15 protein-coding genes are annotated in these 17523 nt (G+C 69.9%); 6 read left to right on the top strand and 9 right to left on the bottom strand.

What is annotated here, in order from left to right:
• The first annotated feature begins 12 nt into the window (after positions 1–12).
• The 3 genes from BMY35_RS08295 to BMY35_RS08285 are packed head-to-tail and all read left to right on the top strand — an operon-like array spanning position 13 to position 2969.
• Complete coding sequence (locus BMY35_RS08295; protein WP_093196810.1) at positions 13–939, top strand: ROK family protein; 927 nt, start codon at positions 13–15, stop codon at positions 937–939.
• A 42-nt stretch (positions 940–981) separates the two neighbouring features.
• Positions 982–2526 carry a tetratricopeptide repeat protein gene (locus tag BMY35_RS08290; protein WP_093196808.1) on the top strand — a complete coding sequence of 515 codons (1545 nt, stop codon included), beginning with the start codon at positions 982–984 and terminating at the stop codon, positions 2524–2526.
• The gene (locus BMY35_RS08285) at positions 2523–2969 is read left to right on the top strand and encodes a DUF1877 family protein (RefSeq protein ID WP_093196806.1); all 447 of its coding nucleotides are present in this window, start codon (positions 2523–2525) and stop codon (positions 2967–2969) included. The genes BMY35_RS08290 and BMY35_RS08285 overlap by 4 nt, the downstream gene beginning before the upstream one ends.
• Before the next feature lie 25 nt (positions 2970–2994).
• Here BMY35_RS08285 and BMY35_RS08280 read toward each other — a convergent pair whose 3' ends face one another.
• Positions 2995–4440 carry an aminotransferase-like domain-containing protein gene (locus BMY35_RS08280; RefSeq protein WP_093197237.1) on the bottom strand — a complete coding sequence of 482 codons (1446 nt, stop codon included), beginning with the start codon at positions 4438–4440 and terminating at the stop codon, positions 2995–2997.
• A 172-nt stretch (positions 4441–4612) separates the two neighbouring features.
• On the opposite strand from BMY35_RS08280, the gene BMY35_RS08275 reads away from it, so the two are divergent.
• Positions 4613–4954 carry a hypothetical protein gene (locus BMY35_RS08275; protein WP_093196804.1) on the top strand — a complete coding sequence of 114 codons (342 nt, stop codon included), beginning with the start codon at positions 4613–4615 and terminating at the stop codon, positions 4952–4954.
• A gap of 12 nt (positions 4955–4966) precedes the next feature.
• Here BMY35_RS08275 and otsA read toward each other — a convergent pair whose 3' ends face one another.
• From otsA to BMY35_RS08250, 5 genes are all read right to left on the bottom strand, one after another.
• Positions 4967–6352: an alpha,alpha-trehalose-phosphate synthase (UDP-forming) gene (gene otsA, locus BMY35_RS08270; protein WP_093196802.1), complete on the bottom strand. Its 1386-nt coding sequence runs from the start codon at positions 6350–6352 to the stop codon at positions 4967–4969.
• A 106-nt stretch (positions 6353–6458) separates the two neighbouring features.
• Positions 6459–8381, bottom strand: coding sequence for a glycoside hydrolase family 15 protein (locus BMY35_RS08265; protein ID WP_093196800.1), 1923 nt, complete (start codon positions 8379–8381; stop codon positions 6459–6461).
• Complete coding sequence (gene otsB, locus BMY35_RS08260) at positions 8378–9181, bottom strand: trehalose-phosphatase (protein ID WP_093196798.1); 804 nt, start codon at positions 9179–9181, stop codon at positions 8378–8380. Before otsB ends, BMY35_RS08265 begins: the two co-directional genes overlap by 4 nt.
• Before the next feature lie 102 nt (positions 9182–9283).
• Positions 9284–11140, bottom strand: a complete 1857-nt coding sequence (locus BMY35_RS08255) for an ATP-binding response regulator (RefSeq protein WP_093196796.1) — start codon at positions 11138–11140, stop codon at positions 9284–9286.
• 91 nt (positions 11141–11231) lie between these two features.
• Entirely contained in the window at positions 11232–12401 is a 1170-nt protein-coding gene (locus tag BMY35_RS08250) for a multifunctional CCA addition/repair protein (RefSeq protein ID WP_093196794.1), read from the bottom strand.
• Between the two features lie 164 nt (positions 12402–12565).
• Between BMY35_RS08250 and BMY35_RS08245 the strand changes: the two genes are divergently transcribed.
• Positions 12566–13291, top strand: coding sequence for an OmpW/AlkL family protein (locus BMY35_RS08245; RefSeq protein ID WP_093196792.1), 726 nt, complete (start codon positions 12566–12568; stop codon positions 13289–13291).
• Positions 13292–13433: 142 nt separating this feature from the next.
• Here BMY35_RS08245 and BMY35_RS08240 read toward each other — a convergent pair whose 3' ends face one another.
• The 3 genes from BMY35_RS08240 to BMY35_RS08230 all read right to left on the bottom strand — a co-directional run bounded on the left by BMY35_RS08240 (position 13434) and on the right by BMY35_RS08230 (position 16831).
• Positions 13434–14123, bottom strand: coding sequence for a glutathione S-transferase family protein (locus BMY35_RS08240; RefSeq protein ID WP_093196790.1), 690 nt, complete (start codon positions 14121–14123; stop codon positions 13434–13436).
• 110 nt (positions 14124–14233) lie between these two features.
• Entirely contained in the window at positions 14234–14788 is a 555-nt protein-coding gene (locus tag BMY35_RS08235; protein WP_093196788.1) for an MgtC/SapB family protein, read from the bottom strand.
• A gap of 12 nt (positions 14789–14800) precedes the next feature.
• Positions 14801–16831, bottom strand: a complete 2031-nt coding sequence (locus tag BMY35_RS08230) for a lytic transglycosylase domain-containing protein (RefSeq protein ID WP_093196786.1) — start codon at positions 16829–16831, stop codon at positions 14801–14803.
• 9 nt (positions 16832–16840) lie between these two features.
• Here BMY35_RS08230 and BMY35_RS08225 point away from each other — a divergent pair, with 9 nt between their 5' ends.
• Positions 16841–17458, top strand: coding sequence for a 5-formyltetrahydrofolate cyclo-ligase (locus tag BMY35_RS08225; RefSeq protein WP_093196784.1), 618 nt, complete (start codon positions 16841–16843; stop codon positions 17456–17458).
• Positions 17459–17523 lie beyond the last annotated feature (65 nt).

Below are 17523 nucleotides of genomic sequence, written 5' to 3'. Positions count from 1 at the left end.
AGACAAACTGCGATGAGAGCCTGCGTAGACATCGGCGGCACCAAGGTGGCCGTGAGCCTTTCCGCTTCGAGCGACGCGCCGCTGATCGGCCGCCGCAGCGAGCCCACGGCCAAGACCGGCGACAACGACGCGGTGGCTGTGCAGATCATGCGGATGATCGACGAGGTCTGCGCGGAGCAGGGGGTCGATGCTGCGTCCATCGACCGCGTGGGCGTGTCGTCGGCCGGACCTTTCGAGCTGCGCGACGGCAAGGTCGAACTGGCCACGCCCAATATCTGTGGCGGCATCGCCGGCCCGGCTCGGGGCCTGCCCAACAACTGGATGACCGCGCTGGTCGAGGCCCCGCTGGCTAAACGCTTCGCCCGCGTGCGGGTCGAGAACGACGCGGTGGCCGCGCTGGAGGCCGAGCGCCACTGGGGCGCGCTCAAGGGCATGGACGACTGCGCCTACGTCACCTGGAGCACCGGCGTGGGCGTCGGCCTGTGCGTGGACGGCCGCGCGCTGCGCGGAAAGAACGGCAATGCCGGCCACGCGGGCCACAGCTTCGTGGTCGACGACGCCAGCGGCGCGCTGTGCGGCTGCGGCAACGTGGGCGACGTCGAGGGGCTGATCGCCGGCAACTCGATCGCGCGGCGCTTCGGCCAGCCCGCGGCCGATCTCTTCAGTTCGGCGGCGGCCGGCGAGCGGCATTCGCTGGAAATCGTCGATGCGCTGTGCCGCGTGATGGGCCGCATGCTCTACAACCTGATCGCCACGCTCGACCTGCAGCGCATCAGCCTGGGCGGCAGCGTGTTCTGGCACCACCGCGACTTCCTGCTGCCGAAGCTGCAGGCGCAGGTCGACGGCAAGCTGCCGCCGCTCACGCAGGGCGTGCGCCTCGTCCCGGCGGGCCTGGGCGACAAGGTCGGCGACTACGCGGCGCTCGCGCTGCTCGACTGACCGGCACCGGCGGCACGCAACACCAGAACCATCGGCGGAACCATGACCCCGTCGCCTCGCCGCTCCTCCTTCGCCTGGCTGCTGTGGCTGGTGGGAGGCTTCATCGGAGCGCATCGCTTCTATCTGGGGAGCTACCTGGGCGGCGCGGCGCAACTGGGGCTGCTGCTCTACGGGCTCGCGGGCCTGCCGGGTTCGCGCTTCTGTCTCATGGTGCTGCTGCCGTGGCTGTTGTTCGATCTCTGGTGGGTTCACCGGCGCCTGAAGCAATTGAAGGAAGGCGGAACCGGAGCAATGGACGGCGATGGCGATGAGGCCCCCGCCGCGCGCCAGGCCACCCGCCGCCCCGCGCCGAGGGACGCAGCAAAGGACTTCGACCTCGCCGCCCTGGCCGAAGCCAACAAGCTGCAGGAGCGCTTCGTGGCCGCCGCCGAGGCTGGCGACTGGGGGCAGGCCGTCGCCATCGGCGAGCAGATCGTCACGGCCATGCGCCGCGTGTTCAGGGGGCCGCACCAGAACCTCGCCATGACCCTGTGCATGCTCGGCCAGGCCTGCTACCGCGTCGATGCCTTCGACAAGGCGCGGGCCAGCCTCGAGGAAAGCCTCTCCATCGGCCGCAAGATCGGCATGCCCGCCGAGGACATGGACGTCGCCCGCAAGGCACTCGACCTGACGCTGGTCGGCATCGAGCAGCGCAAGGCGCGCGGCGCGACCTCCGACGAACAGGGCGCGCTGCTGAACCTGCTCGACGATCGCGAGGCGCGTTACCGCGATGCGCTCGCCCAGGGCGACCTGCAGAGCGCCGAGAAGCTCTGCGCCGAAGCCGTCGCCGCCAGCCGGCGTCTGCACGGCGGTCCCGACAAGACCGTGGTGCTGCACCTGTCCAGCCATGCCGAGCTGTGCCGCCGGCTGCGCTGGAACGAAAAGGCCCAGGCATCGGCGGACGAAGCCATCGCGATGATCGGCCAGCTGGGCCTCGACGACAGCTGGCGACGCGGGCCGACCAACACGCTCGCGCTGCTGCACGCCGCGGCCGGGCGGGCCGACGAGGCCGAGGCGCTCTACAAGAAGACCATCGCCATGGCGGTGTCCGAGGCCGGGGGCGGCTCCAGCGACGGCGTGGTGCGCGCCTTCAACAACCTGGCGTTCCTCTATGCCGAGTCAGGGCAGGACGTGAAGGCCGAGCTCTGCTATGCCCGCGCCCTGGTGCATCTCGACAAGCTCCCGCCGGGCGAGGGCGACACCGAACTGCACTCCGACATGCTCAACAACTTCGCCAGCCTGCACATGTCGCGCCGCGACTTCGTCCGGGCTCGGGAGCTGTTCGAGCGCTCGCTCGACATCCAGCAGCGCAGCTGCCGCGGCATTTCCGCGACGGCCGCCAATGCCCACAACGACCTGGGCCTGATCGCGCAGGAAGAGGGCGACCTGCGCCAGGCGCTGCTGCACTTCAAGCGCACGCTGCTGCTCAACCAGATCTGCACGCCCGATCATTTCCGGAACATCGACAACGCGCAGCGCAACATAGAAAGCGTGAGCATCGCGCTGGCGGCCGTGGCGCGTGCGGCGCGCATGGAACCGAGTACATGAGCATCGGCGCCGCCTTCTACGCCCTCGACCGCTACCGGCTGCGCGCGCTGGTGATCGACCCGTCCACCGTCTCCGGCTTCCTGAACTCGCCCGCCGCGCAGGGCGGACCGCACGACAGCCAGACGGTGGAGCAGGCCTGGGACGTGGTGCGCACACTGATGCCCGAGGCGATCGACGGCGAGGAACTCGACGGCACCGACGGGCTGGGCTGCATCTATCTCACGGCCGCCCACGTGGAGCGCGCGGCGGCGCGGCTCGCGCAATGCGACGTCAGCGAACTCGTGGGCCGCTTCACGGGCGAGCCGGCGAAGTTCGGCGAGCTTTACTGGGCCAAGGTCTGGCAGGACGGCGCGCAGGACCTCGCGGACTTCATGGAAGGCGTCAAGCGCTTCTTCGCCGGCGCAGCCTCGAGGCGCGACGCCGTGGTGTTCTACATCGTCTGAACGGGGTTAGCCGGGTCGACCGGCCCTAGCTCGCCGGCCGCACGGCCGACACGATCTCGCCGAGCCGCCGCAGCCCGGCCTCGACGGCATCGGAATACGGCCAGCCGCAGTTGATGCGCAGGTAGTTGTCGAAGCGCCCCGAGTTCGAGAACTGCGCGCCCGGCGCCACCAGCATCTGCTCGCGCAGCGCGGCATCGAAGACGTTCACCGACGAGCGCTGCCCCGGCAGCTCCACCCACAGCTGGAGCCCGCCGCGCGGCAGGTTCATGCGCGTGCCCGCCGGGAAGTACCTGGCGATGGCGTCGGCCGTCTGGTCGCGCTGCACGTGCAGCCGCTCGCGCAGCCGGCGCAGGTGGCGGTCGTAGGCGCCGCCCGCGATGTACTCGCCCGCGGCGATCTGCGCCAGCGCCTCGTTGTTGCGGGTCTGGGCGTACTTGAGCATCTCCACCTGCGCGTGCCAGCGCCCGGCGGTGATCCAGCCCAGCCGCAGCCCCGGCGCCAGCACCTTGTGCAGCGAGGCGCAATAGATCACGTTGCCCGTGCGGTCCCACGACTTCAGGGCACGCAGCGGCGCGTCGCTCTCCACGAGGTCGCTGTAGGTGTCGTCCTCGACGAGCGCGATGCCGTGGCTCTCGCACAGGTGCGCGAGTCGCTGCTTGTGGCTGTCGGGCATCACGCTGCCGATGGGGTTCTGCAGGTGCGGCACCACCACCACGGCCTTGATGTCGTCGTAGGTGTGGATGGCGAGGTCGAGCGCTTCCAGCGAGATGCCGGTCTGCGGGCTGGTGGGAATCTCCAGCGCGCGAAGGCCCAGGCTCTCGAGCACCTGCAACAGGCCGTAGAAGGTGGGCGATTCCACGGCCACCGTGTCGCCGGGCTTCGCGATGGCGCGCAGCGCGAGGTTCAGCGCCTCGATGCAGCCGTTGGTGACGAGCACCTCGTCGGGCGGCACCGTCATGCCGATGCGCAGGCTGCGCTGCGCCACGGCCTCGCGGAACTGCTCGTGGCCCTTCTGCGACGAGGCGGTGGTCAGCAGCTCGGGCCGCTGGCGCAGCGCGCGCGTCATCGAGTTGCGCAGGGCCTCGGCGGGATACAGCTCGGGCGCTGCGCGGGCGATGGCGAAGTTGAGCTTCACGCCGGTGTGCCGGCCGCGCGCCATGAAGTTGGCCATGCGCGCGCGCATGCTGACGAACTGCGCCGGATCGGGCGGCACGTCGGCCACGGGCTCTTCCATGGGCGCGATGGCCAGCCGCTGCGGCCGGCGCACGAAATACCCGGAGCGGTCGCGCGCCTCGACCCAGCCGTCGCTTTCCATGGCGCGGCAGACCTGCAGCGCGGTCGACAGGCTGATGTCGTGCAGCCGCATCAGGCTGCGCAACGACGGCAGCTTGTCGCCCTGCTTGAGCGAGCCGGTGTGGATCGCATCCACGTAGTGCGCGGAAAGCTGGCGGTAGAGCGGTAGCGAATCCATGGCGTCGATGTTCCCCGCATCGGGCATCCGAAAACAGATGCAGTTGGCTGGGAAAACGACCATAACAGATGCGTTTCCAGCTCGGCTGTTACGGCTGCAATAGCCGCTGCGTGTGCCTGTTTTTCGGGCGCCCGGATTCCTACGATGAAGCCTCGTTCTTCCGAGGTCCGCCATGATCACCACACTCTCCCAAGCGCCCGATTCCATCGTTCTCGAGCCAGGCCAGTCCCTGCGCCTGCCGGTCGATGCCGGCGCATGGCTGCACCTGGCCGAAGGACGCGCCCGCGTGGTCTCGCCGCCCGGCTGGCTGGGCGAGACCGTGTTCATGACCGAGACGCCGCTCGAGGAGGGCGACGTGCACCGGCTGCCGCACGGCGGCTGGATCGAGGTGTCGGCGCTGACGCCGGTGCACCTGAGGGTGCACGCGCCGCTGTCCGTGCAGCGGGCGCCGAGGGCAGCGGTGGCCGAGGCGCGGCCCGTGATGCGGTTCGTGCGGCTGCTGACCGGCTGGTAGCCGGCGAGGGGCTCAGCGCTCGCTCGCCGCCTCGCGCAGCGCATCGAGAAAGCTGCGCCGCCACCAGTGGATGTCCTGCTCGCGGATGCGCGACAGCAGCTTCTGGTGCCGCTCGCGCCGCTCTTCCAGCGGCATCTGCAGCGCCTGCTGCACGGTCTCCGCCGTACCGTGCGTGTCGTAGGGGTTCACCAGCAGCGCTTCCCTCAGCTGCTCGGCCGCCCCCGCGAAGCGCGACAGCACCAGCACGCCCGGGTCGGCCGGGTCCTGCGCCGCGATGTATTCCTTCGCGACGAGGTTCATGCCGTCGCGCAGCGGCGTCACCAGCCCCACGGCCGCCGCGCGGCACAGGCCCGGCACCCGCTTGCGCGCCACCATGCGGTGGATGTAGCGCACCGGCATCCAGTCGAGCTCGCCGTAGTCGCCGTTGATGGCACCGCACAGCGATTCGAGCTCGCGCCGGATGTCGGCATACGCGTCGACCGTCTCGCGCGTGGGCGAGGCGATCTGGATCAGCGTGGCGCTGCGCCGGTTCTCGGGGTAGTTCGCCAGCAGCTCGCGGAACGAGCGCACGCGCTGCGGAATGCCCTTCGAATAGTCGAGCCGGTCGATGCCCAGCAGCAGCCGGCGCTGCGAATACTCGCGCTTCATGGTCTCGTACATGTCGCGCGACTCCTTCGCATGCGTGAGCGCAGCGAACTCGTCCACGTCGATGCCGATGGGGAAGGCGGCGGCGCGCACCGTCTGCCCGTAGGCTCGGTACATCTCGTCGCCCAGGTACTCGCCGTTGGCCTCGTTGCGCACGTAGTGCTCGAAGTGCTGCACGTCCTGCTGCGCCTGGAAGCCGATCAGGTCGTAGGCGAACAGCGAGCGCATCAGCCACTCGTGCTGCGGGATGGCCGCGGTGATGATCTGCGGCGGCAGCGGAATGTGCAGGAAGAAGCCGATGCGCTGCCTGCAGCCCATGGCGCGCAGCTCGGCCGCCAGCGGGATCAGGTGGTAGTCGTGCACCCAGATGATGTCGTCGTCCTTCAGCAGCGGCAGCAGCTTGCGCGCGAACAGCTGGTTCACGCGCCGGTAGCCGCCGACGAAGCCGGCGTCGAAGTGCGCCAGGTCGAGCCGGTTGTGGAACACCGGCCAGAGCACGTCGTTGCTGTAGCCGAGGTAGTAGCTGTCGTGGTCCTCGCGGCTCAGGTCGAGGGTGGCGAGCGTGACCTTGCCGGCCTGCTGCCTGTGCAGCTCGCCTTCGCCGGTCGGGCCGCCCTCTATGACCTGTCCGCTCCAGCCGAACCAAAGGCCGCCGCTTTGCTGCAGGCTCTCGCCCAGCGCCACGGCCAGGCCGCCGGCGGCGGGCTTGCGCGGGTCGGCCACGCGGTTGGAAACTACGACGAGACGGCTCATGGAGCCTCCTTGCGGCCGCCGCCGGGCCGCCCCAAGGCGGGCCGTGCCTCCCCTCCGGGGGGTGGAGTTGCACGAGCGAAGCGAGTGAAAAGCCGGGGGGCCTGTTTCATATGCAAGAGTCCCAGGGAGCGGACAGTCGCACGGCCGCGTTGATGATGCCGACCATCGAATAGGTCTGCGGAAAGTTGCCCCACATCTCGCCCGTGACCGGGTGCGTGTCCTCCGACAGCAGGCCCAGCGGGTTGCGCGCCGCGAGCATGGTCTCGAAGATCTGGCGGGCCTCGGCCTTGCGGCCGATCTTGGCCAGCGCGTCGATGCGCCAGAAGGTGCAGATGTTGAATGCGGTCTCGGGCTTGCCGAAGTCGTCGGCGGCCTCGTAGCGGCGCATGTAGGGGCCGTCGCACAACGACTTCTCCATCGCGTCGACGGTGGAGATGAAGCGCGGGTCGCGCGCGTCGATCAGGCCCACTTCCACCATCAGCAGGATGCTCGCGTCGAGCTCGTGCCCGCCGAAGCTCTCGGCGAAGGCCTGGCGCTCCTCGCACCACGACTTGGCGAGGATCTCTTCCTTCATGCGCGAGGCATGGCCGTGCCAGTAGGCGGCGCGCTCGGGCAGCTGCAGCGTGCGCGCGATCTTCGCGAGCCGGTCGCAGGCGGCCCAGCTCATCAGCGCCGAGCTGGTGTGCACGCGCGCGCGGGTGCGCAGCTCCCACATGCCGGCGTCGGGCGTGCCGTAGACGCGCACCGCCCGCTCGCCCACCGCCTCCAGGTGCGGGAACTCCGCCAGTCCCGCGCGGCTGAGCAGCCGCTGGTCGTGGAAGGCCTGCGCCGCGCCGAGCACGATGTTGCCGTACACGTCGTGCTGGAAGTGCTCCTGGGCCTGGTTGCCCACGCGCACCGGGCCCATGCCGCGATAGCCCGGCAGCCCGTCGACGAAGGACTCGGGCAACTCGCGCTCCAGTCCGATGCCGTACAGCGGCTGGATGTGCTCGCCGTGCGAGCCGATCACCACGTTGCCGAGCCAGCGCAGGTAGTCCTCCATGGTGCCTACCTCGCTGAGCGAGTTGAGCGCGCGCACCACGAAGAAGGCGTCGCGCAGCCAGCAGTAGCGGTAGTCCCAGTTGCGCTGGCTGCCCGGCGCCTCGGGAATGCTGGTGGTCATGGCCGCGACGATGGCGCCGGTGTCCTCGTACAGCGAGAGCTTCAGCGTGATGGCCGCGCGGATCACCGCGTCCTGGTACTCGAGGGGAATGGCCAGGCGCTTGCTCCAGGTGCGCCAGTAGGAGATGGTCTCCTGCTCGAAGCGGCGCGCGGTGTCGGCGATGCCGTCCATCAGCGTCTCGTCCACGCCGAACATGAAGTTGTACTCGCGCGAGAGCACGAAGGGCTGGCGCGAGAGGATGTGCGAGATCGACGCGTCGGTGTTCAGCCGCAGCGTCACGTCGGGGCCGACGTAGCGGATGTGGTTGCTGCCGCGCGTGACCTCCACCGGCGCCGACGAGCCCCACTGGAAGCGCGGGTCGAGCGACACGCGGATGCGCGGCGCGCCCGCGATGGGCCGCACGCGGCGCACGATCATCAGCGGGCGGAAGTAGCGCGAGCGGCTGTAGAAGCGCGGCGCGAAGTCGGTGATCTCGATGCCCTGGCCCGCGCTGTCGAAGAGCTGCGTGCGCAGCACGGCGGTGTTCGGCTCGTACCACTGCTTCGCCTCGGCGAAGTTCTCGATGTCGATGCTCCAGGCGCCGGCATCCTCGCCGGGATGCAGCAGGGCGTTGAACACCGGGTCGCCGTCGAAGCGCGGCAGGCAGCACCACACGGCGCGGCCGCGCGCGTCGATGAGCGCGCTGTAGGCGCAGTTGCCGATCACGCCCACGTCGAGAGAGGGCTCGGCCGGCGGCGCGAATCCTCGCGGTCCGGGGGCGGCGGCCGCCTGCGCGTCGACCGGCGCGCGATCGTCCGGGCCGGCCGCGCCAGCCAGCGCCTGGCCGGCGCGGTCCTCGGGCGCCACCGGCAGTTGTTGTTCGCTCATCGGGGGCTCCTCGGTGATTCTTCGGGTTGGCTTGCGGTGTCCTGCGGCCGTGCAGCGAGCATGTCGCGTGCCTGCACGAGCCATTCGTACACGGCGCGCGGCGATTCGAGGCGGTGCAGCGCCAGGCTCGGCCCCGAGCCGACCTTCACGGCGATGCCTCCGCGCGGCTGCACCACGGCGAAGCCGCTCTCGTCGGTGGTGTCGTCGCCGAGGAAGACGGGCGTGCGGCCCGCGAAGGGCGCCTCGGTCATGAAGGCGTCGATGGCGATGCCCTTGTTGACGCCCGCGGGCTTCACCTCGAACACGAACTTGCCGTGCATCAGCTCCAGCTGCGGATGGTTCGCGATGGCGCGCGACATCGCGTCGCGGCACACCGCCTCGAGCTGCGGCGCGAGCCGGTAGTGCAGGGCGATGGCGGCGTGCTTGCGCTCCACCAGCAGGCCTTCGTGCACGCGCGCGAGTTCGTTGGCGACGTCGAGGATGGGCACGAGGTCGGGCGGGCGCTGCTCCTGCATGCGGCCCTCGGCGTCGCGTCGCTGCACGCCGTGCTCGCCGGCAGCGGGCAGGCGCAGCGGCGCGAGGAAACGGTCGATGGAATCGATCTGGCGGCCCGAAACCACGGCGAGCGCGCCGCCCAGCTGGTCGCGCAGGTCGGCCAGCAGGGGCACGAGGGCCGGCGGAATCTCGATGGCTTCAGGCGTGGGCGCGAGCCCGACCAGCGTACCGTCGAAGTCGAGGAAGAGGGCTGCGTCCCGGCCCAACGGAGGTGGCAACTGCGAGTTGCTGGAGGACTTTGGCATCGGGGAAAACCTTAACACGCACCGTGCGCGGCGCTTGTCGGCGAAAGCCCAATCTCCCCGGATCATCCCCGGGGCCTGCCCGGGCGATCCCCCGAAAGCAGCTCAGTGAGCCGTTTCCGTCTCCGCCTGGGGGATCAGCTCGGCGAGCACGCCCAGCAGCGTCGTGGCGCTCACCGGCTTGAACAGCACCGGCACGCCCGAGGCGCGCACGCGCTGCAGCCGCTCGGGCGAGGTCTCGCCGGTCACCAGCAGCAGCGGCGCCTGCAGATCGAAGCGGCGCTGCAGCCGCTGGCCGACGTCGAGCCCGTTGTCGCCGTCGGCGAGGCGGTAGTCGCACACCAGCAGCGCGAACGGGTGCTCGCGCGTCTCGGGCCGGGCGAGCAGCTCGGCGGCCTCGGCTTCGTCGGCCGCGGTCTCCACCGCGAGGCCGTGGGCCTGGAAGAAACCGGTCATGGCCTCGCGCACCTCCGCCTCGTCGTCGATCAGCAGGATGCGTCCGCGTGTCGCGAGGGGCGTGCGTACGGTGCGCACCGGATCGGGCATGGCCCCGGCGGCGAAGGGCGTTGCAAGGCCGGCCGAGGGCGTCGTCGCCTCGTCCGCGGCCGAGGCCGGCAGGCGCAGGCGGAAGCGGCTGCCGCGGCCCGGGCGCGACTTCAGCTGCACCGGGTGCCCCAGCAGCCGCGAGAGCCGCTGCACGATCGACAGGCCGATGCCCAGGCCCTGCGTGCGGTCGCGGCCCGGGTTGTGCACCTGGTAGTACTCCTCGAACACGCGCTCCTGCTGCTCGGGCGCGATGCCGATGCCGGTGTCGAACACCTCGATCCACACCATGTCGCCGCGCGCGCGGGCCCGCACCGCGACGCCGCCGCGTGCCGTGTACTTCAGCGCGTTGTCGACGAGGTTCGAGAGCATGCGAAACAGCAGCTGCGGATCGCTGCGCACCCACAGGCCGCTGGCCTGCACGCGCAGCTGAAGCTGCCGCTGCTCGGCCCGCGCCGCGAACATGTGGTTGAGCGAGCGGAACAGCGCGTCGAGCGGCACGGGCACCACGGTGGGCGTGACCACGCCCGCGTCGAGGCGCGACACGTCGAGCATGGTGTCGAGCGAATTGCCCAGCGCGTTCACCGCGCGCATCAGTTGCCGCGCATTGCGCCCGCCGTGGTGCTCGCGCAGTTCGTTTTCCAGCGCCGCGCCGAAGAGAGCGATTGCATGCAGCGGCTGGCGCAGGTCGTGGCTGGCGGTGGCGAGGAAGCGCGTCTTCTCCGCGCTGGCGCGCTCGGCCACCGCGATCTGCCTGCCGAGCTGCCCGGCCAGCGCCTCGTTCTCGAAGCGAAGCACCAGCGAATCGGTCAGCAGCCTGTGCTGCTGGTTGCCCACGCGCAGCGTGAACAGCAGGTAGCCCAGGCTGAAGATCGCAAGGAAGAAGTGCATGGCGTCGCCCTGCCAGGCCAGCACGGCGATCAGGCTCAGCATCATCGGCAGGGTGTAGCCGTACAGCGCGGGCTTGAGCGGCCACAGCAGCTGCATGGCGCGGGCGCAGCTGCCGATGATGACCACCGTCACCACCGAGGTCACGGGCAGGTCGTCGGGGGAGATGAACAGCAGCGGCGCGCTCGCCATGCCCACGCCCACGGCGGTGACGGTGCGCGAGTGCCGGCGTGCCCAGCGCGTGGTGTCGGCGAGCGGCACGCCCGGGTGCCAGCGCGGCATGAGGAACAGGAACAGGCCGAGCGAGAGATGCACCGCCATCCAGACCAGGATCCAGGTGCGCGGCTGGTGCACGTACATGGCGGTGCCCAGTGCCGCGCCCAGGCCGAAGTGCACGAACACCGACGCGTTGTAGGCCGCGTACACCGAGGCCACGTGCTCGCGCAGCACGCGCAGGGCCAGTTCGTCCGGCCCCGAGGGGAGCGGGAAGTCGGCGGATTCGCGTGACGGCTTCGGCGCGGTGGCATTCACCCGGCCGATGCTATCGACAGGGCCTGCACCGGGAAGTGCCAGAAGTCATGTCCCGGCGGGCGGTCTTCAGGCGGTGTTCCGCCAGCGAGGCTCAGGCCGGCGATGCCGCGACGGCCTCGACCCGCGCCCGGTGGATGGCCTCGCCGATCTTCGGGCCGGTGGCGCCGGACTGCTGGGCGGCCCTGGCCACCACGTCGGTGGGTACGGCCGCCGCCGTGGCCAGCACCGCGAGCAGGTGCTGGCGCGGCGCGTAGGGTGCCTCGCCGCCGCCTGAGCTGCGCGCATCGCACTCGCAGGCCTGCAGCGCCTCGGCGAAGCGCGCCGGCTTGCGGAAGGCATCGCAGCGCTCCAGCAGGCGGACCAGGCCGGAGGCGTCGAGCGTGCCGCTGTCGTCGATGTGGCCCTGTTCGCGCGCCACTACCTCGGCCAGTTCTCGGATCTCCACCGGCACGCGCCAGCGTTCGCACACCGCATGCAGTGCCTTCAGACCGGGTGGCCCGCTCCGGCCGAGGCCGCCGGTCAGGCAGGCGAAGCGCACGGCCAGCGACGCCTTCTGCCCCGCGGCGATGTCGATCGCCTGCATGGTCCGCGCGTCGGCTTCGATCTCGGGCAGCAGCACCGCCAGCGCCCCGCATTCGCGCAGCACCTCGAACATGCGGGAAGGGCGCGTTTCCATCAGGCCGCGCGACAGCTCCTGCCACACGCGCTCGGGCACCAGCGCGTCGACTTCGCCGGCCGCGACCATCTCGCGCATCAGCGCCTTGGTCTCGGGAGCGACGCCGAAGTCGTCGAAGCGGGCCGCGAAGCGCGCCACGCGCAGGATGCGCACCGGGTCCTCGCGGAAGGCGTCGGTCACGTGGCGCAGCACCTTGTCGCGCAGGTCGCGCTGACCGTGGAAGGGATCGGCCAGCGTCCCGGGCGTGGGGTCGAAGCGGCCGTCGGCGCTCACCAGCTCCGACGGCAGCGCGATGGCGTTGACGGTCAGGTCGCGGCGCGCGAGGTCCTGCTCGAGCGTGACGTCGGGGGCTGCGTGCACGGTGAAGCCGCGATAGCCCGGCGCGCTCTTGCGCTCGGTGCGGGCGAGCGCGTATTCCTCGCGCGTCTCGGGGTGCAGGAACACCGGAAAGTCGCGCCCCACGGGCAGGTAGCCGCGGGCCACCATCTCCTCGGGCGTGGCGCCGACCACCAGCCAGTCGTGGTCGGATACCGGGCGGTCCAGCAGGCGGTCGCGCAGCGCGCCGCCGACGAGAAAGATTTTCATGGCCGCAGTGTAGGGATACTCCTTGGATTGAAAATAGAACGGTCGTTCGATAATCCGGCGATCGGACCGGGCAATCTTTCGTCATACGGAAGATTTACAGCGGCGGTCACAGCCGACGCCCGTATCCGTAGAGGGATATTTCAATCAAAGGAGCAATTCACATCATGAAGAAAACAACGATTGCGCTTGCAGCCCTGGGCGCCCTGGCGTCCGGCAGCGCCATGGCGCAACAGGCCGGCGACTGGGTCGTCGGGGCAGGGTGGTTCCATCTGTCGCCGCAGGACTCGAGCAAGCCGCTGACCGTGACTTCGCCCATCCCGAGCGTGCTGGCCGGTTCCGGCGCCAGCGTGAGCGACTCCGACACCCTCGGCCTCAGCGCCACCTATTTCCTCGACAGCCACTGGGCGGTGGAAGGCGTGTTCGGCGTGCCGCCGAAGTTCAAGCTCAACGGCACCGGCACCCTCGGGCGCGTGGGCCAGCTCGGCGAGGCCCGCCAGTGGAGCCCCACGATCCTGGGCAAGTATTTCTTCAACGAAGGCAACGACGCCTTCCGCCCGTTCGTGGGCCTGGGCGCCACCTACGTCTGGTACAGCGACGTCAAGCTGACCTCGAACCTGCAGGGCGCGCTGGCCACGCAGTTCCACCAGTCGCCCTTCGCCGTGAACACCACGGCCAAGCTCGACAGCTCGTTCGCACCGGTGATCAACGTGGGCGCGGCCTACCAGTTCGACAAGCACTGGGGCATCTCGTTCTCGGTGTCGTACATCCCGCTGAAGACCAAGGCCAAGCTGACCACCACCTCGGTCTACGGCCTGCCGGTGGCCACCAGCGAGGCCAGCCTGAAGCTGAACCCGATCGTCACCTACGTGTCGGCAACGTACAGGTTCTGAACCTGGCTCGCCCCAGGCTGCGCGCACTTCGTGTCGCTTCGCCAACCCCCTACCGGGGGCGACACCTGCGGCCCGGCAAAGCCGGTTCCGCGGTGTCCCGCGATTCCCCTCGCAAGGGCACGCCACTCTTGTTCGAAGAGCCCTATCGCCCCGTGCGGTAGGGCTCTTCGAATTGCAGGAAGTCCTTTTCCGCGAGCCCGGCGTCGATCCACGCCTTGACGCCCGGCAGCGCCTGCACGCGCTCGATGTAGTCGGTGATCCGCTGCGGAACCGGCAGCCCGTAGGTCTTTATGCGCGTGCCCACGGGCGCGAAGTAGGCGTCGGCGATGCCGAACTCGCGGCCGAACAGCATCGGGCCGCCGTGCGCGTCGAGCAGGCCGCTCCACATCTGCACGATGCGCGCGAGGTCGCTGGCGACTTCGGGCACTTCCTTCATCAGCCGCGCGCCCACCTCGGGCAGCGAGGCCTCGAGGTTCATGCCGCAATGGCCGCGCAGGCCGCCGAAGCCCGAGTGCATCTCGGCGCAGACGCTGCGGGCGCGCGCCCGGTCGGCCGCGGCGCGGGGCCAGAGCTGCTTTTCGGGAAAGGTCTCGGCGAGGTATTCGGCGATGGCCAGCGTGTCCCAGATGACGAGACCGTCGTCTTCCACCAGCACCGGCACCTTGGCCACCGGGTTCAGCGCGCCGATGGTGTGCTTGAACTGCGAGTCGGCCTCGAAGGAGTCGAAGCGCACGGCGACTTCCTCGAAGTCGATGCCGGCCTGTTTCATCAGCACCCAGGGCCGCATGGACCATGACGAGTAGTTCTTGTTGCCGACGTAGAGCTTGCGCATGAGGGGTCTCCGGTCCGTTGCGGGGTTCTGAAACAAAGCCTTCAATGCTAGCCGTGCGCCGCACGGCGATTGATGCCGAACGCGGCGCGAATTGATGCCGCGGCCTTCGTTCAGCGACGGCGGCTGTCGTCGTCCTTGTCGCCGTCGCTGTTGTTCTTGCTGCTCTGCTTCTTCGGCCCGGACGCGCGCTCGATCAGGCTCACGAGGCGCGGCACCAGCGCCAGCACCGCGAGTGCGAGCAGCGCGCTCGTCACGGCGGTCACTTCGCGGCCGAGCCCGCAGGCCATGCCGATGGCGGCCGTCATCCACAGGCCAGCGGCCGTGGTCAGGCCCTGCACGTGGCTCTCGTCCTTGCCCTGCTTGAGGATGGTGCCGGCGCACAGGAAGCCCACGCCCGCCACCAGCCCCTGGATGACGCGGCTCATGTCGGCCGGGACGATGCCGGTCTGCTGCGGGATCAGCACGAACAGCGCCGAGCCGATCGCCACCAGCATGTGGGTGCGCACGCCCGCGGCCTTGCCCTGCTGCTCGCGCTCGAAGCCGAGCACGAAGCCCAGCGCGCCCGCGAGCGTGAGGCGCAGCACGATGCGCGTGAGCTGCGCGACGTCGCCCGCATCCGAGAACTCGGACGCGATGGTGTCGAGGACCTCGTCGCGCCAGCTCATGTCAGGCGGACTTCAGGGGAGGTCCTTGTTCGGCTCGGGCTCGGAGGCGTCGCGCGGGCCGACGCGGCCCAGGCGCTCCTTCAGCGACTGCGGCCGGCCGCTGATGATGGCGGCGTAGTTGGTGGTGTTGGCCAGCACCTTCTTCACGTAGTCGCGCGTCTCGTTGAACGGCACGTTCTCGGCCCAGATGGCGGCGTCGAGCACCGGGCCGTTGCGCCAGTTGCGCGGCCGGCCGGGGCCCGCGTTGTACGCGGCGGCGGCCAGCGCCATGGAACCGTCGAAGTCGTCGAGCGCGAGCTTCAGGTAGTTGGTGCCGATGGTGATGTTGGTCTCGCGGTCGTTGATCTGGCTGGGCGAGAAGTCGGTCATGCCGATCTTGCGGGCCGTCCAGCGCGCGGTGGCGGGCATGACCTGCATCAGGCCCGAGGCGCCGACGCCGGAGCGCGCGTCCATGATGAAGCGGCTTTCCTGGCGGATCAGGCCGTAGACGTAGGCCGGGTCGAGGCCGATGTCCTGGCTCTTGCGCAGCACCGTGTCGTGGAAGGGCATCGGGAAGCGCTGCTCCACGTCGACCACGCCCTTGGTGCGCTCGCTGGTGTTGATGCAGCGGTCCCACACCTCGCGCTGGCAGGCGAAGTCGGCGGCGGCCAGCAGCGCGCGGTCGTCCATGCCGCCCTTGTCGTGCAGGTTGGTGGCGTAGTTCCACTCGCGCGTGCCTTCGGGGCGCAGGCCGATGGCGATGGCGTAGAGGCCGCGGGCGAGCGAGGGGTTGTTGCGCGCGGCGGCCTTTTCCTCGGGCGTGAGCGGGGCCGGGCGCGTGGCCGCCACGGTACGCTGGCCCAGCTCCTCGAGCGCCAGCATCTCGTAGAAGCCGCGCGAGCCGGCAATGCTCTGGTAGAGCTCGCGGGCCTGGGCACGGCGTTCGTCGCCGCCGGCATTGGACAGGGCGCGGGCCTTCCAGTAGACCCAGGTGGGGTCGAGCTGGGCGGTCTCGCTCATGGCGTTGATGGCGGGCGCGACTTCCTTCCACTGGCCGGCGCGCAGGGCGGCGCGCACGCGCCAGGCGAGCATGTCGTCGGACAGGTCGCTGTTCTTGGTGACGTTGGCGTAATAGGCGCCGGCCTGCGGCCAGAGCTTCAGCGCGGCGGCGCGGCCGATGGTGCCCCAGAGCCAGTTGCGCTCCTCGGCGGAAAGCATCGGGCCCCACTTGCTGTCGAGCTGCGAGGCGGCCAGTTCGGGGTCGGCGATGGCGATCTTGATGAGCGCCAGCACCACCAGCTCCTTGCGCGACTTGGCGGCCACGAAGGCGCGGCCTGTCAGGAACTTGGCCGAGCTCGCGTTGAGCTCCTCGAACAGCGGCAGCGCGTCGGGCGCTGCGATGGTGACGGCGGCGCGCGCGGCCGACGGGCGGTTGGCCTCCATGGCCAGCCGCGCCTTCTTCCAGACGTCGTTGGTCGACATCAGGCGGGCGGCGACCATGCGGTCGGCGGCGGTGAGGCAGCCGTCGTCCAGGTCTTTCTGGGCGAGCCAGTTGCGGCGCACCTCGTCGGCCTGTGCCTGGGTGGCGGTGCCGTTGCGCAGCGTGTCGACCAGGATCGCGTAGCAGCGCACCTGCGCGTCGTCGCCCATGCGGAAGCCGTCGACCGAGGCGGAGAAGTTGTCCCAGTCGCGGCGCTGGCCGGTGAGCAGCAGCCAGTCGTTGCGCAGGCGATCTTCCTGGTAGGTGCCGGGGTAGCGGGCGTAGAAATCTTGTACCTCGTTGGGGGCGGCCTCCTGCAGGCGCGCCTTGAGTTCCCAGTAGGCAGCCCAGGGTTCGAGCGCGTGGCCGCGGGCCTGCGGAAGCAGGGCAGTCAGCCGGGCCTTGTCGCCGCGCTGGAAGGCCTGCTTCATCTGGATCAGAACGTCGTCGTTGGTGTTGCTCTGCGCGGCGGCGGGCTGCTGCGAGAGCAAGGCGGCGAGGGCCAGGACCGCGGAAAAAACCAGTGCGGGTGCCGCTTTGCGCGGGCGATGGCTCTTGGATGCCAAAATGCTTGGGAACTGCATCGGGGGATTATGGACAAGTCAAAGGGTGCCGACACTTCGGCAACGGCGAGTTTTCTTAAGGAACAGTTGAGAAAAGCACTCATCGAGCAACGTCTTGCGATGCCCGATCGGCTGACACGCGCCGACCTTCTGCAGCGCGTGATGCGGATCTGGCTGGTGGGCCGGCCCGATACCGTGATCGGCGCCTACTGGCCGATCAAGGGCGAATTCGATCCGCTTCCCGCCCTGCACCGCTGGAAGGAGGACGGCGAACTCATGGAAGAGCCCCAGCGCCGCCGCATCGGACTGCCGGTGATCGACAAGGTTCACAAGACCCTGACCTTCCACGCCTGGTATCCGGGCTGCCAGATGGAAGAGGACGCCTACGGCATTCCCAAGCCCAAGGACACCGAGCTGATCGTGCCCACCCTGCTGTTCGTGCCCTGCGTGGGCTACAGCGCCGGCGGCTACCGCCTGGGCTACGGCGGCGGCTTCTACGACCGCACGCTGGCCGCGCTGGAGCCCCGGCCGTTCACGGTGGGTCTGGGCTTCACCAACGGCTTCGTCGCGGACTTCGAGCCAGAGGCGCACGACCTGCCGCTGGACGCCATCCTGAACGACAACGGCGTGGTCTGGCCGGTAGCTTGACTCTCCCCCAGGCTGCGCGCACTTCGTGTCGCTTCGCCAACCCCCTCGCCGGGGGCAACACCAGC

It is taken from the genome of Variovorax sp. YR750 (assembly GCF_900109805.1).
Taxonomy (GTDB): Bacteria; Pseudomonadota; Gammaproteobacteria; order Burkholderiales; family Burkholderiaceae_C; genus Variovorax; species Variovorax gossypii.
This window is presented reverse-complemented; position numbering and strand designations above follow the sequence as displayed.

Coding starts and splice junctions, on each gene's coding strand:
- BMY35_RS08295 (WP_093196810.1), top strand. CDS start 13: ATGAGAGCCTGCGTAGACATCGGCGGCACCAAGGTGGCCGTGAGCCTT.
- BMY35_RS08290 (WP_093196808.1), top strand. CDS start 982: ATGACCCCGTCGCCTCGCCGCTCCTCCTTCGCCTGGCTGCTGTGGCTG.
- BMY35_RS08285 (WP_093196806.1), top strand. CDS start 2,523: ATGAGCATCGGCGCCGCCTTCTACGCCCTCGACCGCTACCGGCTGCGC.
- BMY35_RS08280 (WP_093197237.1), bottom strand. CDS start 4,440: ATGGATTCGCTACCGCTCTACCGCCAGCTTTCCGCGCACTACGTGGAT.
- BMY35_RS08275 (WP_093196804.1), top strand. CDS start 4,613: ATGATCACCACACTCTCCCAAGCGCCCGATTCCATCGTTCTCGAGCCA.
- otsA (WP_093196802.1), bottom strand. CDS start 6,352: ATGAGCCGTCTCGTCGTAGTTTCCAACCGCGTGGCCGACCCGCGCAAG.
- BMY35_RS08265 (WP_093196800.1), bottom strand. CDS start 8,381: ATGAGCGAACAACAACTGCCGGTGGCGCCCGAGGACCGCGCCGGCCAG.
- otsB (WP_093196798.1), bottom strand. CDS start 9,181: ATGCCAAAGTCCTCCAGCAACTCGCAGTTGCCACCTCCGTTGGGCCGG.
- BMY35_RS08250 (WP_093196794.1), bottom strand. CDS start 12,401: ATGAAAATCTTTCTCGTCGGCGGCGCGCTGCGCGACCGCCTGCTGGAC.
- BMY35_RS08245 (WP_093196792.1), top strand. CDS start 12,566: ATGAAGAAAACAACGATTGCGCTTGCAGCCCTGGGCGCCCTGGCGTCC.
- BMY35_RS08240 (WP_093196790.1), bottom strand. CDS start 14,123: ATGCGCAAGCTCTACGTCGGCAACAAGAACTACTCGTCATGGTCCATG.
- BMY35_RS08235 (WP_093196788.1), bottom strand. CDS start 14,788: ATGAGCTGGCGCGACGAGGTCCTCGACACCATCGCGTCCGAGTTCTCG.
- BMY35_RS08230 (WP_093196786.1), bottom strand. CDS start 16,831: ATGCAGTTCCCAAGCATTTTGGCATCCAAGAGCCATCGCCCGCGCAAA.
- BMY35_RS08225 (WP_093196784.1), top strand. CDS start 16,841: ATGGACAAGTCAAAGGGTGCCGACACTTCGGCAACGGCGAGTTTTCTT.